Annotated in this window: 12 protein-coding genes; 8 read left to right on the top strand and 4 right to left on the bottom strand. The window is 71.4% G+C overall.

The features are described 5' to 3' along the window. Positions 1-4: 4 nt before the first annotated feature. Genes CF165_RS21115 through CF165_RS21105 form a run of 3 tightly spaced genes read right to left on the bottom strand, consistent with a single transcriptional unit; the run spans position 5 to position 4,840 of the window. Positions 5-1,570, bottom strand: coding sequence for an ester cyclase (locus CF165_RS21115; RefSeq protein WP_093949251.1), 1,566 nt, complete (start codon positions 1,568-1,570; stop codon positions 5-7). Between the two features lie 28 nt (positions 1,571-1,598). Beyond that, positions 1,599-3,464 carry a Dyp-type peroxidase gene (locus tag CF165_RS21110; RefSeq protein WP_093949250.1) on the bottom strand — a complete coding sequence of 622 codons (1,866 nt, stop codon included), beginning with the start codon at positions 3,462-3,464 and terminating at the stop codon, positions 1,599-1,601. After that, positions 3,461-4,840, bottom strand: coding sequence for an ester cyclase family protein (locus tag CF165_RS21105; protein WP_158226805.1), 1,380 nt, complete (start codon positions 4,838-4,840; stop codon positions 3,461-3,463). Before CF165_RS21105 ends, CF165_RS21110 begins: the two co-directional genes overlap by 4 nt. Positions 4,841-5,020: 180 nt before the next feature. Here CF165_RS21105 and CF165_RS21100 point away from each other — a divergent pair, with 180 nt between their 5' ends. From CF165_RS21100 to CF165_RS21075, 6 genes are all read left to right on the top strand, one after another. Then, a complete protein-coding gene (locus tag CF165_RS21100) occupies positions 5,021-5,479 on the top strand; it encodes a YdeI/OmpD-associated family protein (protein ID WP_093949248.1) in 459 nt (152 codons plus the stop codon). A gap of 244 nt (positions 5,480-5,723) precedes the next feature. Continuing rightward, a complete protein-coding gene (locus CF165_RS21095) occupies positions 5,724-6,497 on the top strand; it encodes a polysaccharide deacetylase family protein (protein WP_093949247.1) in 774 nt (257 codons plus the stop codon). Continuing rightward, positions 6,494-7,687: a YncE family protein gene (locus CF165_RS21090; protein ID WP_093949246.1), complete on the top strand. Its 1,194-nt coding sequence runs from the start codon at positions 6,494-6,496 to the stop codon at positions 7,685-7,687. Before CF165_RS21095 ends, CF165_RS21090 begins: the two co-directional genes overlap by 4 nt. Before the next feature lie 96 nt (positions 7,688-7,783). After that, on the top strand, positions 7,784-9,373 hold the full coding sequence (locus CF165_RS21085; RefSeq protein WP_240521703.1) for a glycoside hydrolase family 43 protein: 1,590 nt from the start codon (positions 7,784-7,786) through the stop codon (positions 9,371-9,373). Between the two features lie 11 nt (positions 9,374-9,384). Beyond that, positions 9,385-10,629 (top strand): CE1 family esterase, encoded by a 1,245-nt coding sequence (locus CF165_RS21080; protein WP_439098513.1) that lies wholly within the window; start codon positions 9,385-9,387, stop codon positions 10,627-10,629. Between the two features lie 128 nt (positions 10,630-10,757). Then, the gene (locus tag CF165_RS21075; protein ID WP_240521723.1) at positions 10,758-13,073 is read left to right on the top strand and encodes a beta-L-arabinofuranosidase domain-containing protein; all 2,316 of its coding nucleotides are present in this window, start codon (positions 10,758-10,760) and stop codon (positions 13,071-13,073) included. Between the two features lie 25 nt (positions 13,074-13,098). Here CF165_RS21075 and CF165_RS21070 read toward each other — a convergent pair whose 3' ends face one another. Further along, positions 13,099-14,376 carry a vanadium-dependent haloperoxidase gene (locus CF165_RS21070; RefSeq protein ID WP_093949242.1) on the bottom strand — a complete coding sequence of 426 codons (1,278 nt, stop codon included), beginning with the start codon at positions 14,374-14,376 and terminating at the stop codon, positions 13,099-13,101. 213 nt (positions 14,377-14,589) lie between these two features. Here CF165_RS21070 and CF165_RS21065 point away from each other — a divergent pair, with 213 nt between their 5' ends. Together CF165_RS21065 and CF165_RS53440 are read left to right on the top strand one after the other, a co-directional pair. Then, positions 14,590-15,189: an RNA polymerase sigma factor gene (locus CF165_RS21065; protein WP_093949241.1), complete on the top strand. Its 600-nt coding sequence runs from the start codon at positions 14,590-14,592 to the stop codon at positions 15,187-15,189. After that, the gene (locus tag CF165_RS53440; RefSeq protein WP_093949240.1) at positions 15,186-15,869 is read left to right on the top strand and encodes a QcrA and Rieske domain-containing protein; all 684 of its coding nucleotides are present in this window, start codon (positions 15,186-15,188) and stop codon (positions 15,867-15,869) included. Before CF165_RS21065 ends, CF165_RS53440 begins: the two co-directional genes overlap by 4 nt. The last annotated feature ends 118 nt before the right edge of the window (positions 15,870-15,987 follow it).

The raw sequence follows: 15,987 nt of genomic DNA, 5'->3' as shown, positions 1-15,987 counted from the left end.
TCGTTCAGTGACTGCCGGTGGCGAGCAGCGGCCGGATGTCCCACTGCTGCCAGGACTCGACGATGGCGCCTGCCCGGACGGCCAGCACCGTGATGCCGGACAGCGTGAGGTACCGGCCCGACGGCGGGATGCCCAGCAGGCCGCCGCGGTGCGTCCCGCGGGACGTCCAGCGCACCACGGCCCGGCCGCGGTCCACGACGAGCAGGTCGACGGAGACGTTGACGTCGGGGAACGCGGTGCGCCACCGGGCGACGAACTGGCGCACGCCGTCCCGTCCCGGCCGCTGCCCGGCCAGTGGCGTGTGGTTCGTGTAGTCCGGGGCGAACAGGGTGTCGACGACCGTCAGGTCCCCGGCGCTCCAGAGGTCGTAGACGAACCGGCCGGCCGTGGCCGTGACGTCGTCGCCGCCGTCGGCGTCGAGTTCGCCGGGCGCGCTCGCCGCGCCCGTCTGCCGGAGTAGCTCGTTCACGTCGGGCGCCTCCCACCCTTCGGCCATCTTGCCTTCGCGCACCCTGGTGATCGTGATCCCCGGGATGCCGACCTCCTTGCCCTGGTGGACGAAGGTCAGTGCCCATCGGGTCGCCACGAGATCGTCCTGGGCGGCCTGGTCGTCGATCCGGGCCGACCAGCCGGAGAACCGGGTGGATCCGGCCTTCGCGAGCCCCGCGACACCGGTCAGGCCGACCTCTTCGCCCCACACCGCGTCGTGCAGGAGGTAGGAATCCGCGAAGTAGCGGGCCGCCAGCTGTCCGGGCGCGTCGCCGGACACGTCGTCGGCGTAGCCGAGCACGAGTGCCACGTTGTCGGCCTGCCGGCCGGAGCGGCCGCCGACCGCGGCGTCGAGCACGGTCGCGCCGTCGCCCTCGACCTCCACGACGCCGCCGGCTTGCAGCAGCACGCCGTCCCCGGCGGACAGCTCGGCCGGCTGCCCGGCGGTCAGAGGATCGGACCGGCCGAGCGGGTCCGCCGCGCGGGTGACGGTTCCCGTCCCCGACCGCAGCTTCGCGGTCAGCGTGCCGGACTCGACGTGCAGGATGCGGGGGCCGCCGGCGTCCTCGGACGTCCGGTGCCGCCCGGCGGCGAGGGTGAACCTGCGCACCGACGCCGTGGCCGGGGCGGCAGGCAGTGCGGTGACCGGACCAAGGGTCAGCGGCTCGAAGGTGATGCCCGGCGGGAACTGCTGGGCCGGCTCGCCGGCGAACAGCGCCAGCCCGAGGATGCGGGCCGGGCCGTCACCTGCCGTGCGGGCGCTGTGCACGACGTCGCCGGGCACCACGAGCTGGTCGTCCGCCGTCACCGTGAACGTCTGTCCGGCGGGGATGTCCTGCGCGGTCCGGCTTCCCGCCGGGGTCTTGGTGACCACGCCCTCGGCGGTGAACTCGAGTGTCCCCCGCACCACCCGGAAGGCGACGGGGCCGGCTCCCTTCGCCGGTGGGAACGATGCCCCGACGCCGTAGTCGAAGTGTGCCAAGGCGAAGAAGGCCGGCGTGCTCACCAGCGTCCGGAAGGTCTGCTGGATCACCGGATCGGTCCGGGTGGCTTCCGTGCTCTGGTCGGCTGACTGCGTCATCTCGCCCTTCCGCGTTCTCGATCCCGGCTCATTGCCCGCCGAGGTGCCGTAACGTGCTGATCGACGGCGCGAAGAAGTAGCCGCCCCCGGTCAACGCGGTCCATGGTCGTTCCGGCTCCAGGGGAATGGTGCGGACACCATCACCGGAGGGGACCCGCAGGCCGAACACGTGCCTGCCGAAGAACGCCGGGGCGACGATCAGGTCCTCTCCCTCGTCCGGTGCGCGGAACTTCGGGTTCGCCAGCCACTGCTTCAGGACGAACTCGAACTGCTGCTCGATCGAGGTCTGGTAGCTCAGGAAGAGCAGGCCCCGGTCCTGATCGTCCACAGAGGACGTATAGGGGATGCCCCTGCGCAGCATCCGGTGCCGCTGCACTTCGGCCGGAGCGATGTCGTCCCGGGGGTAGCTCTTCCGGATGTGTGCCGCGTACGGGCAGGCCAGCCCGCCGGGGTCGGCCGGTGCGGGCGGGAAGCCGCCTCCGCCGCACCGCCCCGGCGCGGCGTCGCCGAGCGGTTGCCGCGGTGACCGGTAGGCGAAGTCGTTGTCGGCGCAGCGGTCGGCGGCCATCACGGGGTCGTCCGCCCACGGCGCCCGGATCGTCGGTGCGCCACTGCGCCACCGGCCGACCAGCAGAGCGGCGAGCCGCTCCCCGGTCAGGCCGGCGAGGGCCGGCTCGGTGGCGGCCAGCCGTTCCGCGGTGGCGCCGGTGAACCGGCGGAACTCGGCCGGGTCCTGCCGGAACCGGCCGTACACCAGGAAGGACCCGTTGCGCGCCCAGCCGGGCGCGCCGGTCCGCTCCACCGGTGTGCCCGTGGAGCCCGCGGGCTGCGCCGGGTAGCCGAACACGAACTCGCCCGGCCACACCAGTGCCTGTCCGGGCTTGCCCTCGTCCGGGCGCACCGGGTTCTGCCGGGGTGTCATCGGTTCCCACGGGACGTCGGACCTGCGGCCGCGCAGACCGGGTTGGGAGATCCCGTCCTGGAATCCGAACGGCTCTTGGCCGGCCAGCCTCGCTCCGTACTCCTCGGCGACCGGCCGGAGCCCGGGATCGAGCAGGCCGGCCACCTCGGCCACCTGGGCGCGCAGCTTGTCGTCGTCGTCGGAGGCGACGAGGAGCAGCACGTCCGCGCCGGCGCCGTCGTCCCAGGACGCCAGGTCGACGCCGGCCTCGGCCATCCGGGGCCGCATACCCGCGCGGAAGGCCGCGTCGGCGAACTGCTCGGCGCCGGTGGCCAGCGCGCGCAACGCGGGGTACGACAACGCGACGTTGCACCAGGTCGACGACACCGGCTCGGCGCCTCGCCGCGAACGCAGCGCCGAGAACAACCGGTTGAAGGGCAGTACCTCCGCCGCCGTCGCGACCTGGTCGGCGAGCGCGGCGAGCGCTCGGCGTGCGGCCGCGGCGTCGGTGATCGTGAACTGCACCAAGGCCAGCCGGGCCTTGTTGAACCCAGGGAACACGTTGCCCTGGAGCTCGTCCAGGTCGACCAGCGGTTCACCGGCGGTGAGCACCGGCGGGCCGCCGACCTCCCCGGTGTCCCACGCCTGCCACGCGTCGACGATCCGGGCGTTCGCCACCCGGTAGCTGCCGAACACCGGCAGGGCCAGCAGCCGGCCCGTCGGCCCGTGCCCGGCGGTCGGGCCGGTCTGGGTGCCGCGCAGCGTGAGCCTGAGCACCACGGAATCGGTCTCGTGCACCGCGTCTTCGATTTCCAGCCGCCCGTCCGGGAACCCGGCCAGCAGGGCCAGCACCCGGGCGCAGTCGAGCAGCGCGTCGCGCGCGGCGGGATCCACCAGCCCGGCGAGCGGACCCGCGTCCCGGCTCCGGTAGACGGTGTCGATCAGGCTGCGGACCACGTCGGCCGGGGTGCGGACGGACGTGTGCGCGGTCATCGGCCGGCGGTCCCCGCCGTGCCCCAGGGGCCCGGTCCCGGTCCCGGTCCTGGTCCCGGGTCCGGGTTCGGGTCTGGGTTCGGGTACTGGACGAGGCCGAGCTGGAACAGCAGGCTCGCGTCGTCGAAGAAGCCCCAGTGGCCGGTGATCTTGCCGTCGGCCACCGAGTGGATGCTGATCCCGCTGACCTCGACCGGCTTGCCGGTGGCAGGCAGACCCCGGAACGTCCCGCGGTGCGTGCCCCGGAACGTGTACCGCGTCGCGACCCGGTCGCCTTCCCCGGTCTGCAGGTCCACGCTCACGGAACAGTCGGGGAAGCCGGTCCGGAACGCCCGCACGAGCTGCTTCACCCCGGCCACCCCGGGGCGCTGCCCGGTGACGGTGCTGTTGTTGGCGAAGTCCGGTGCGAAGATCGTGTCCGCGACGGTCAGGTCGCCGCTGTCCCAAACCTCGTAGAAGAACCGGCGGGCGAGCTCCTTCGGGTCCGTGGTCGCCGGCGCGGTGTCGTCTTCGAGTGCGCCGAACGGCGACGGAATGCCCATCTGGTTCAGCAGGCTCAACGCGTCCCGGGCCTCCCATTCCTCGAGGATCCGGTCGTCACGCACGCGCGTGACGGTGATTCCACCGATGTGGATCTGCTTGCCGCTCGCCGGGAAACCGAGATAGGGACCGGTGTTCACGAAACTCTGCGACCAGCGGCCGACGACGATGTCGGCTTCGGCGAGCTGCTCTTCGATCGTGGTGTGGAATTCGGAAAACGCCGTGAAGATGCTGGAGATGAAGGCGATCGCGCCTTCGACGCCGTGCTGCTCGCCGGGGGCGGGGTCGTGGTTGTAGAAATTGTCCGCCATGTAGTACCGGGCGTTCTCGGCCGCCATCGCGTCGATGACGTTGCGGACGTAGGCCCGCATGAACACCTTGTTGGCCTCGGGCGAGCCCGTCGGCGGGGGACCCGGACGCCAGTCGTCCGGCGTGCTCTTCTGCCCGAACGGTCCTTCCGCCGCCCAGTGTTCGGCGATCTTGCCCTCGTCGTCGACCCGGACGACCGAGGTGACCTTGAACTCCATGTCGCCGGTGGCGTCGACGCCCGCGGCATCCGGTGCGAGCATGGCCGAGAAGTGCGCGGGGGGCGGCGCCTTGCCGGTCTGCCGAATCGTCACCAGATCGCCCTGCACCTCGACGGAATCGACATGCGAGGAATAACCGGGGAGACTGTCGAGCAGCTGCTGCACCAGCTGCTTGTACCCGTAACAACCTTCGCCGTGCCCGGCGGTCAGGCCGGAATGGTCGACCACGTCCGGCGCGACGATGTCGTCCAGCGCTTCCACGTTCCCGGAATTGATCGCGTCCACCCACCGGTGTGCGATCTGTTTCAACTGCGTACTCGACAGCGTCATCTTCGGGCCCCCTCCCCAGCTCTGACCGGTTAGTCGATCTCAACTCTTGACCGGTGAACGACGCGGTTCTTCTTCGAGGCTGCTATTGTCGCGGCCGGGTTGACCGTGTCCTGTTCACGATCCAAGCTGGGTCCGAACCGATTTTCCGAGGAGGGGTTGATGGACCGCCGTGAGTTCGACGCCGTTCTGGAAGCCGACCAGCGCGGGCACGTCCGGATCAGGCTCCCGTTCGACCCGTCGGCGGCGTGGGGGAAGAAGCAACGGCACTTCGTCCGCGGTTCGCTGAACGGGACGGATTTCGAAGGTTCGCTCGGCAGCAGGAGTGGCGCGTGGTTCTTTCCGGTCAACAAGGCGCTGCGGGCTTCGTGCGGTATCGGTCCCGGCGACGACGTGCACGTCGTCCTGGAGCCGGGCGGCGGCCCGGACGCCGCGGTGCCCGCCGACCTGGCGGACGCCCTGCGGCCCGAAGCCGCCGCGAAGTCCTTTTTCGACAGCCTGTCGGGATTCTACCGGCGGGAGTACATCGCGTGGATCGAAAGTGCCAAGAAAGAGGAGACCCGGCAAAGCCGCGTCGCCGAAGTGGTCGAGTCGCTCAAGCAGGGCCGTAAGCAACGCTGAACCCGGCTTCCCCGAACTCCCTGGTTTTCCCGGGCGGCCGTACCCGCGTTCTTCTGTGCTGTGCAGGGGAATTCACGAAGCCGTTCGCTACGGCCACTGCACGCGTTCCCCAGGTCCCTTGCCACAGGCTCGCTGAGAGGACGCTGAGTGCGCCTGGCCGGGGGGTGCCACGCGTGGCGTCCGGCGGGCTCTAGGGTGCCCACCGTGGACGGCGCCCCGCGCGCCGGAGGGACCGGGAGCTTTGATGCGCACTTCGTTGACCAGACGCCACTTCTTCGGCCTCGCCGCCGGAGCGTCGGCGCTGGCCGCCTGCTCGGCGCCCGGCCCGGGACCGGCACACGTCGTGACGTCCTCGGCGCCCGCACCGACGAGCAGCCCACCGCCGTCGACGGCCGCGCCGGCCTCGGCCGCGCCGGCGGGACCGGCCACCGAGGTCGCCCGCGCCACCTCGGGGCGCCCGGAGATCGCGCTGACCTTCCACGGCGCGGGCGACCCCCGGATCACCCGGCAGGTGCTGGACCTGATCCGGCAGCACGGCGCGCACATCACCGTGCTGGCCGTCGGAACCTGGCTGGCCGAGCACCCGGACGCCGCCCGGATGGTGCGCGACGGCGGCCATGAGCTGGGCAACCACACCTGGAGCCACCCGGCGCTGGCCGGGTACAAGCCGGAGCCGATGCTCGCGGAGATCGAGCGGTGCCGGGACAAGCTCACCGAGGTGACCGGGACGCCGGGCACGTTCTTCCGCCAGTCACAGGGGCAGCACGCGACCCAGCAGGAGCTGGTGGAGGCGGGCAAGGCCGGCTACGCGCGGGTGCTGTCCTACGACGTCGACTCGCTCGACTGGAAGGACCCGGGGCCGGCCGCGATCCGGTCGGCGGTGGCGCAGGCCCGCGCCGGCAGCGTGGTCAGCATGCACCTCGGGCACGCCGGCACGGTCGCCGCGTTGCCCGGGATCTTCACCGACCTGAGCGAACGGGGACTGACCGCGGTGACGGCGACGGAGCTGCTGAAGTGACCCGTACCCGCTGGGGATGGTTCGCCCTCGTCCTGCTGCTCGCCGGCTGCTCGTCGCCGCCCGCGTCCGAGCACGCCGGCATGCCGGACATGCCCGGAATGCCGACGACCGGGCTGCCGCACGAGGCCACCCCGCCCGCCCCGGCGGGCAACCCGCTGCCCGGCATGCCGCCGGTCACCGACCCCCGCAACGTCGACGCCGCCGCCGGGGCCGGGCAGCTGTCGCCGGCGGTGGCCGCGGACAAACCGCTGGTGTACGTGCCGCACAGCGGCTCCGGCGACGTCTGGGTGATCGACCCGGCCACCTTCCAGGTGGTCGCGAAGTACCCGGTCGGCAAGGAACTGCAGCACGTCGTGCCGTCCTGGGACCTGCGGACCCTCTACGCCACCGACGACCAGGGCAACCTGGTCATGCCGTTCGACCCCAAGACCGGCCTGCCGGGCCAGAAGATCCCCGTGGTCGACCCGTACAACATGTACTTCTCGCCGGACGGCAAGTACGCCATCTCGGTCGCCGAGGCACGCCGCAAGCTGGTCTGGTACGACCCGCACACCTGGCAGGCGCACGACGAAACCGCCGCGCCCGACTGTGGCGGCATCGACCACGCCGACTTCTCGCCCGACGGCCGGACCGCGGTGTTCACCTGCGAGTTCGCCGGACGGGTCGCGGTCGTGGACGTCGTCTCGCACAAGCTGCTGCGCATGATCGACATGCCCCACCGCAACACCCACATGGGCCCGCAGGACATCAAGCTCGCGCCGGACGGGTCGGTGTACTACATCGCCGATTCGGACGCGAACGGCGTCTGGGTGCTCGACGGCGCGGCGACGCACGTGCTCCGCTTCATCCCGACCGGGAAGGGCGCGCACGGTCTCTACCTGTCGCGGGACGCGAAACAGCTGTACGTGACCAACCGCCACGAAGGCAGTGTCAGCGTGCTGGACGCCTACACCGGCGCTCCCGTGACCGTCTGGCACATCCCCGGCGGCGGCAGCCCCGACATGGGCAACGTCACCGCCGACGGCACGCAGCTCTGGCTGTCCGGCCGCTACAACGGCGTGGTCTACGTGCTGTCGACCAAGGACGGCGCGTTGTTGCGGACCATTCCCGTCGGCCGTGAACCGCACGGTCTGTGCGTGTGGCCGCAGCCGGGCCGGTATTCCCTCGGCCACACCGGAATCACCCGCTGACGGAAACTTTCTCGCTTAACCCTGGACTTAACGGCATGGCTGCGCTACGCATTGTTAGCGCTCACATGAGTCGAGGGTTCGCGGGAAAGGACTGTCATGGCACGCCGTCGAACGTGGATCTTGGGGCTCGTCGCGGCCGTCGCCGTCGGGCTCGCCGGGGGCGGACCCGCCCGGGGCGTGCCCGCGCGGGCCGCGGCCGCCTACAGCAATCCGGTGGTGTGGCAGGACTTCGCGGACGGCGACATCATCCGCGTCGGCGACACCTACTACTACTCGGCCTCCACCATGCACTATTCGCCGGGGGCGCCGGTCCTGCGCTCCTACGACCTGGTGAACTGGGAGTACGCCGGGCATTCGGTACCCCGCCTGGACTTCGGGGCGAAGTACGACCTCAACGGCGGCCGCGGGTACGTGCGCGGGATCTGGGCGTCGTTCCTCAACTTCCGGAAGAGCAACAGCACGTTCTACTGGGGCGGCTGCGTCGACTTCGCCAACACGCACATCTACACCGCCACCGACGTCGCGGGCACGTGGCAGAAGCTGACGACGATCAACAAGTGCTACTACGACGCCGGCATGCTGGTCGACGACAACGACACCATGTACGTTTCCTACGGCAACACCAACATCAGCGTCGCGCAGCTGTCGCCGGACGGGAAGACCGAGGTCCGGTCGCAGCAGGTGTTCAGCACCCCGTCGAACGTCGGCACGCTCGAAGGCTCCCGGTTCTACAAGCGCAACGGCTTCTACTACATCTTCCTGACCCGCCCCGCGAACGGGCAGTACATCCTCAAGGCGAGCAACCCGTTCGGCCCGTACACGATGCAGCAGGTGCTGCTGAACATGCCCAGCCCGATCCCGGGCGGGGGAGTGCCGCACCAGGGCGGGATGGTGCAGACCCAGAACGGTGACTGGTACTACATGGCGTTCGTCGACGCCTACCCCGGCGGGCGGGTCCCGGTGCTCGCGCCGATCACGTGGACCGCGGACGGCTGGCCCCGCGTCACGACGGTCAACGGCGGCTGGGGCGCGAGCTACCCGTTCCCGAACCTGCCCGCCCACCCGGTGCAGCCGATGATCGGCGTGGACACCTTCACCGGCCCGGCGCTCGGGCCGCAGTGGGAGTGGAACCACAACCCCGACACCAGCAAGTACAGCGTCGGCAACGGGCTGCGCCTGCAGACCGCCACCGTCACGAACGACCTCTACTCCGCCCGAAACACCTTGACTCACCGCATCCAGGGACCCAGCTCGACAGCGACGGTCACGCTCGACCTGTCCGCCATGCGCGACGGCGACCGCACCGGCCTCGCCATGCTGCGGGACTCCTCGGCCTGGATCGGCATCAAGCGCGACGGCGGCCGCAACCGGGTCGTCCTGCAGAACAACATCACCATGGACGGCAACTGGAACACGAGCAACACCGGCGGTGAGGCCGCCTCGGCCGCCTTCGGCGGCACGAAGGTCTGGCTGCGCGCCAACGCGGACATCCGCCCCGGCGCCGGACGGCAGGCCACGTTCTCCTACAGCACCGACGGCGTCACCTTCACCCGGTTCGGCCCGGCGTTCACCTTGAACAACGCCTGGCAGTTCTTCATGGGTTACCGGTTCGCCGTCTTCAACTACGCCAGTCAGGCCCTCGGTGGCGCGGTCACCCTCCAGCGGTTCGAACTCTCCACCCCGTGAGGAGTCGCATGATGGCAAGGAAAATCCTGGCGGTGATCGCGGCCGCCGCGCTACTCGCACTGGGCGCCGCCGTCCCGGCCGGCGCCGCGGACGCCGGCACCGCCGCGGCGAGCACGGGCTGCGGCAAGGCCCCGGCGTTGACGAGCGGCACGCACACCATCCAGGCCAACGGCAAGAACCGCGAATACATCCTGCGGATTCCCGACGGCTACGACGGCAGCCACCCGTACCGGCTGATCTTCGGGTTCCACTGGCTCGGCGGCAACGACGTGGACGTCGACACCGGGCGGACCGTGCAGACGGGTGCCTGGGCCTACTACGGTCTCCAGCGCCTGGCGAACAACACGGCGATCTTCGTTGCGCCCCAAGGGCTCAACAACGGCTGGGCGAACTCCGGCGGCGAGGACGTCGCCCTGGTCGACAACATCCTCAACCAGATCGAAAGCGGGCTCTGCGTCGACACGACACAGCGGTTCGCGCTGGGCTTCAGCTACGGCGCCGCGATGAGCTACTCGCTCGCCTGCTCGCGGGCGAACGTGTTCCGCGCGGTCGCGGTCCAGTCCGGCGGGGTGCTCAGCGGGTGCAGTGGCGGCACCCAGCCCATCGCGTACCTCGGCGTGCACGGCATCCGTGACAACGTCCTCAACATCTCCGGCGGGCGCTCGATGCGCGACAGGTTCGTGCAGAACAACGGCTGCGCGGCCCAGAACCCGCCGGAGCCGGCGCAGGGCAGCCTGACGCACCGCGTCACGAGCTACTCGGGCTGCCGGGACGGGTATCCGGTCGAGTGGGCCGCGTTCGACGAGGGGCACATCGCCGCGCCGCAGGACGGGGCGACCGGGGACAGCGGTTCCCGCACGTGGGTGCCGGCCCTGGTGTGGCAGTTCTTCTCGCAGTTCGGTTCCACCACGCCGCCGCCCCCGCCGCCGCCCCCGGGGGGAGCCTGCCAGGTGCACGACAAGGTCAGCGCCTGGAACACCGGGCTGACGTCGGAAATCACCATCACCAACACGAGCACCGCGGCGATCGACGGGTGGTCGCTGGTCTTCACCCTGCCCGGCGGCCAGACGATCACGTCCGGGTGGAGCGCGAGCTACTCGCCGTCCTCCGGCCAGGTCACGGCCAAGAATGTCGCCTACAACGCGGCGATCCCCGCCGGCGGCTCGATCGGCATCGGCTTCCAGGCCACCCACACCGGCGACCCGGCCGCGCCCTCCGCGTTCAGCCTCAACGGCGCGGCCTGCACGCTCGCCTGACCGGCACCGGGCCCGGGGACGACGCGTCCCCGGGCCCCGTTTTTACGTATCGACAAGTCTGCATGTTAGCGCTAACGTTCCACCTCGCCTCCTGCAGTGTTGCCCGAGGGAAGGAAGATCCGGTGTCCATGAGTTTCAACCGGCGACGGCTGCTGCAAGCCGTCGGAGTCACCGCCATCGCCTCCGCCGCGGGGCCCGCCATCGGGTGGGAGCAGGCCGGGGCGGCCACCGGCCCGGTGCGCCCGGACACCGGGGTGTCCGCCTTCCCGTTCGATCTCGGCCAGGTGCGGCTGACCGCGAGCCGGTGGCTGGACAACCAGAACCGGACGCAGAACTACCTGCGGTTCGTCGACGTCGACCGGCTGCTGTACAACTTCCGGGCCAACCACCGCCTGTCCACCAACGGCGCCGCCACCAACGGCGGCTGGGACGCGCCGGACTTCCCGTTCCGCAGCCACGTCCAGGGTCATTTCCTGACGGCATGGGCGCAGCTGTGGGCGGCCACCGGGGACACGACCTCCCGGGACAAGGCCACGTACATGGTGGCCGAGCTGGCCAAGTGCCAGGCCAACAACGGCCCCGCCGGATTCGGCGCCGGGTACCTCTCCGGCTTCCCCGAGGTGGACTTCGACAACCTCGAAGCCGGGAGCCTGTCGAACGGCAACGTGCCGTACTACTGCGTCCACAAGACGATGGCCGGTTTGCTCGACGTCTGGCGGTACCTCGACAGCACCCAGGCTCGCGACGTGCTGCTGAACCTCGCGGGGTGGGTCGACCGGCGGACCGCCCGGCTCAGCGCGAGCCAGATGCAGTCGGTGCTGAACACCGAGTTCGGCGGCATGAACGACGTGCTGGCCGACCTCTACCAGTACACCGGCGACGCGCGGTGGCTGACCGCCGCGCAGCGGTTCGACCACGCCGCCGTCTTCAACCCGCTGGCGGCGAACCAGGACCAGCTCAACGGGTTGCACGCCAACACCCAGGTCCCGAAGTGGATCGGCGCGGCACGGGAGTACAAGGCCACGGGCACCACCCGCTACCGCGACATCGCGACCAACGCGTGGAACATCACCGTCGGCGCGCACACCTACGCCATCGGCGGCAACAGCCAGGCCGAGCACTTCCGCGCGCCCAACGCCATCGCGTCGTACCTGAACCAGGACACGTGCGAAAGCTGCAACACCTACAACATGCTCAAGCTGACCCGGGAACTGTTCACGCTGTACCCGGACCGCGCCGACCTGGCCGACTACTACGAACGCGCCCTGCTCAACCAGATGATCGGCCAGCAGAACCCGGCCGACAGCCACGGGCACGTCACCTACTTCAGCTCGCTCAACCCGGGCGGCCGCCGTGGTCTCGGCCCGGCGTGGGGCGGCGGCACGTGGAGCACCGACTACAACTCGTTCTGGTGCTGCCAGGGGACCGGCCTGGAAACCCAGACGAAGCTGGCGGACTCGATCTACTTCTACGCCGGCACGACGCTGATCGTGAACCTGTACCTGCCTTCGGTGCTCACCTGGACCCAGCGCGGCATCACGGTCACCCAGACCACGTCGTACCCGGCCAGTGACACCACCACGTTGACGGTCACCGGGAACGCGAGCGGGACCTGGGCCATGCGCCTGCGCATTCCCGGCTGGACGAGCGGGGCGACCGTCAGCGTCAACGGCGTCGCGCAGAACGTGACCACCACCCCCGGCAGCTACGCCACGCTGTCCCGGTCCTGGGCCTCCGGCGACACGGTGACCGTCCGGCTGCCGATGAAGGTGGCCCTGCGGCCGGCCAACGACAACGCGAACGTCGCCGCGGTCGCCTACGGGCCGGTGGTCCTGGCGGGCAACTACGGCACCACCTCCCTCAGCGCGCCGCCGGCCCTCGACCAGAGCTCGATCACGCGGACCAGCAGCAGCGCGCTCACCTTCAGCGCCAAGGCGAACGGCGCTGCGGTCAACCTGGTGCCCTTCTACGACGCGCAGGGCTTCAACTACGCGGTCTACTGGAACACCAGTGGCTCGAGCGCGACGACCAGCCACCTGGTCAACGTGGGCAGCGGGCTGCTGCTCGGGGTGGAGAACATGTCCACCGCCGACGGCGGCCGCGCGCTGCAGTGGACGGACAACGGCACCGCCGACCACAACTGGGAAATGATCACCGACGGGACCGCCGTCCGGTTCCGCAACGCCAACAGCGGCAAGGTGCTCGGGGTCCTGGACATGTCGACCGCGGACAACGCCCGCGTCCTGCAGTGGTCGGACAACGGCACCGCGGACCACCGGTGGACCGTCGTCGACCAGGGGGACGGCACCGTCAAGATCCGCAACGTCAACAGCGGCAAGCTGCTGACCATCGAGAACGGCTCGACCGCCGCCGGCGCGTATGCCGTCCAGGGCCCCGACAGCGGCGCGGCTGCCAACCGGTGGCGGATCGTGCGCAACGGCTGATCGCCGCCGGCTCGTCCGGCGCTCGTCAAGACCGGAGGACGAACGCGGCCACGTCGAGGCCGAGCTGCCGCCCGGCTTCGTGGTCGAGCCGGGTGTGCACGCCGGCGGCGATGCGGCTGAGACCCGCTTCGTCGGCGGCGTGCTGGAACGACGGGAACCGCCGGACCACCCCCGGCAGCGCTTCGGAGCGGACTTCCACGGGCCACCGCGGCCCGTACTCCCGGCGCAGGACCAGCGCGCCCGCCTGCGAGACGACGCTGTGCGCGCCGGGGTACGCCGGATCGGCCGGGGTGGTGGCGAGGCTCGACCAGTCCGGGACGCCGGCGGTGGCCGGGTTCCCGTCCTCGCCGGCGAGCCGGATCGCGGTGACCGGCCGCCAGATCCGGTAGTGGTACTTCGCTTCGTAGAAGGCGATCACGGCGTCGGCGAAAGCCAGGTTCAGCCGGGCGAACACCCGGGCCGCGACGAGCAGGTTGGCGCGTGAACCGGCGACGACCGACTGCGCGATCTCGTTCCAGTAGTTCCAGATCGGCGCCGCCCAGAACCGCGCCTGCACGGTTTCATCGGCGGTGCGGGTGGTGCTGGTGTCGCGTCCGGTCGCGGCCACCTCCTGCAGGGCTTTCGCGTACCGCGCGCCGTTCAGCGCGGGGTACGGCCCGGGCCGGAACCGGTCGGCGCGGTCGAGCACGAACGGCGTCACGGCGGCCCAGTGGGTGAACGCGGCGGGCGCGAACGCCGGCGGCGTCGGCCGGTACTGCCCGGGCGCGGTGCCCGGCGGCAGCACGGGCGGGGTCGCGGCCGAACCGTCGCCGGTGCGCAGGCCGAGCAGCAGCCGGGCGACGAGCTGCCCGGCGCGCACACCCGCGGCCCGCGCGGCCGGTGGCGTCACCGCGGCCAGCTGCCCGGCCAGCAGGCCCGCGAGCTCGGCCGCCCGGGCTGGGTAGAGCGCGGCCAGCGCGTCGTGGGCCGCCTGCGCCGCCGCCGCTTCCGGTGCCGCGTGACCGGGGACGTCGACGGTGAACAGGTAGGGCCGCCCGGTGCCGGTCGTCGCGACGACGGCGTCGTGGATCGCCGCGTGCAGCAGCGCGAAGCTCCGCGTCGGGTGCACGGTCGCGGGCTGCAGGCCGGCCGTGCGCACGATGGCCAGCAGCTCCCGGTTCCAGGCGAGGACGACGTCCGCGCCGCCCGGCCGGGCCGGCGCCACGGCCGCCGCGGCGGGTGCGGGCAGGCCGGTGGTGGCGAGCACGGCGGCAGCCGCGCCGGAGGTGACGAGCAGGTGCCGCCGCGACATCGATGTGGTCATTTCGCTCCCAGGTCGTCGGAGGGTCTGCCCACCGATACGGTCATCGGTTACGGCGACTGTGCCGATCGTTACGAATCCGACCGGCAGCCACGGCGGAAAGGGTGCTGGTGAGAGGGTTGGCTCCGGACCGTGTCCGCCTGCTTTCGGCCGGATTCGTAACCCTCATGCGTATCTCTCAGGTGGCGGGAAGAGTCGGCGGGGAGAAGGCGGGCGGTGCCGGTGGCACAGCGGTTCCGGCGCAAACGCGCCGAACACGGCGAACAGAACGAAGCGGCGCCGCGCGCGCGGCTGCACGCGGTCGGCGCGGACGTCTACCCGGACTGGGAGGCGGTCTACCGCGACAACGTCGACCGCGTGTACCGGCTGATGTTCTCGAAGGTGGGCAACCGGCCCGACGCGGAGGACCTCACCACGGAGGTCTTCCTGACCGCGCTGCGGCCGTTGCGCGTTTCGGCGAGCGTGGGCGAGGTCCGGGCGTACCTGCTGGCCACCGCGCGGACCGTGCTGGCCGGGCACTGGCGGCGCACGCTCGGCCGGGAGATCACCACCCTGGACGAGGAACGCGACATCGCCGGTTTTGAAGCAGGCACAGTCGAAGCCGGCACCGTGGACCCGGGCACGCCGGCCCGCGCCGAGGCCATCCTCGGGCAGCTGCCCGAGCGCTACGGCCGGATCCTGCGCCTGCGGTTCCTGCAGGCCTGTTCGCTCAAGGAAGCGGCGGCGGAGCTGGGCACCACCGTCGGCAACGCGAAAGTGTTGCAGCACCGCGCCCTGCGTCAGGCGGCTCAGCTGGCGGAAGGGATGGAGACGTGAGCACTCGAGGCGTCCGCCGGTTCGTCAAGGACCTCCTGCGGCGGCGACGGCCGCGCCCGTTCGCGGCGGGCCCCGGCGACGAAGCCGAGCTGCGGACCGCGGTGCTGCTGCGCGCCGCCCGGCCGGGCGGCGCGGCGGCGAGCGAAGAGTTCGTCGCCGGGCTGCACCGCCGGCTCGCCGAGGAGCTCGGCGAGCCGGCGCCCGCGCCCGGTGGCAGCCGCCGCCGGTTCATCCAGGTGTCGTCGGCCGCCGCGGTGGCGGCCGCGGCCGGTGCGGGGGTCGAGTACCTCGTTACGTCGGCGGGCCAGCCGGCCGCGACGCCACCATCCCCCGAGGAAACGCTGCGGCCGGAGAACGGCCGGTGGCGGGCCGTCGTCGCGGCGCACGACCTGCCCGAGGGCGGGGTGCTGCCGTTCGACTTCGGGGCGGTGGCGGGGTTCGTGCACCGCTCCGGCGGGCAGGTGCGCGCGGTCTCGGCGACCTGCACGCACCTCGGCTGCCGGCTGAACCTGGACGCGCCGGCGCGGCGGCTGGACTGCCCGTGTCACCGGACGTCGTTCGCCGTGGACGGGGTGGTCCTGACCCACCAGCTCCCGGTGACGCCGCCGCCGTTGCCGCACCTGGTGGTACGGGAAGCCGGGGGAGTGGTGGAGGTGTTCGTTCCGCCGAAGGGAGCGTAACCCGCGGGCGTATTCCCTGGCATGAGGAATTCCCTTGGGGTGAAACACTTCCTGCTCGTGACGGCGGCGGCGCTGGCCCTCGCGGCTCGCAGCGGCGGGACTGGCGGCGGGGGCCCTC

The organism is Amycolatopsis vastitatis (assembly GCF_002234595.1).
Lineage (GTDB): Bacteria > Actinomycetota > Actinomycetes > Mycobacteriales > Pseudonocardiaceae > Amycolatopsis > Amycolatopsis vastitatis.
The sequence above is the reverse complement of the archived record's forward strand: the minus strand, read 5'-3'. Positions and strand labels throughout refer to the sequence as shown.

What these genes read in the sequence shown, in the direction of transcription:
- CF165_RS21100 (WP_093949248.1), top strand. Translation starts at nt 5,021, where the DNA reads ATGGACCGCCGTGAGTTCGACGCCGTTCTGGAAGCCGACCAGCGCGGG.
- CF165_RS21075 (WP_240521723.1), top strand. Translation starts at nt 10,758, where the DNA reads ATGAGTTTCAACCGGCGACGGCTGCTGCAAGCCGTCGGAGTCACCGCC.
- CF165_RS21095 (WP_093949247.1), top strand. Translation starts at nt 5,724, where the DNA reads ATGCGCACTTCGTTGACCAGACGCCACTTCTTCGGCCTCGCCGCCGGA.
- CF165_RS21110 (WP_093949250.1), bottom strand. Translation starts at nt 3,464, where the DNA reads ATGACCGCGCACACGTCCGTCCGCACCCCGGCCGACGTGGTCCGCAGC.
- CF165_RS21070 (WP_093949242.1), bottom strand. Translation starts at nt 14,376, where the DNA reads ATGACCACATCGATGTCGCGGCGGCACCTGCTCGTCACCTCCGGCGCG.
- CF165_RS21085 (WP_240521703.1), top strand. Translation starts at nt 7,784, where the DNA reads ATGGCACGCCGTCGAACGTGGATCTTGGGGCTCGTCGCGGCCGTCGCC.
- CF165_RS21080 (WP_439098513.1), top strand. Translation starts at nt 9,385, where the DNA reads ATGGCAAGGAAAATCCTGGCGGTGATCGCGGCCGCCGCGCTACTCGCA.
- CF165_RS21115 (WP_093949251.1), bottom strand. Translation starts at nt 1,570, where the DNA reads ATGACGCAGTCAGCCGACCAGAGCACGGAAGCCACCCGGACCGATCCG.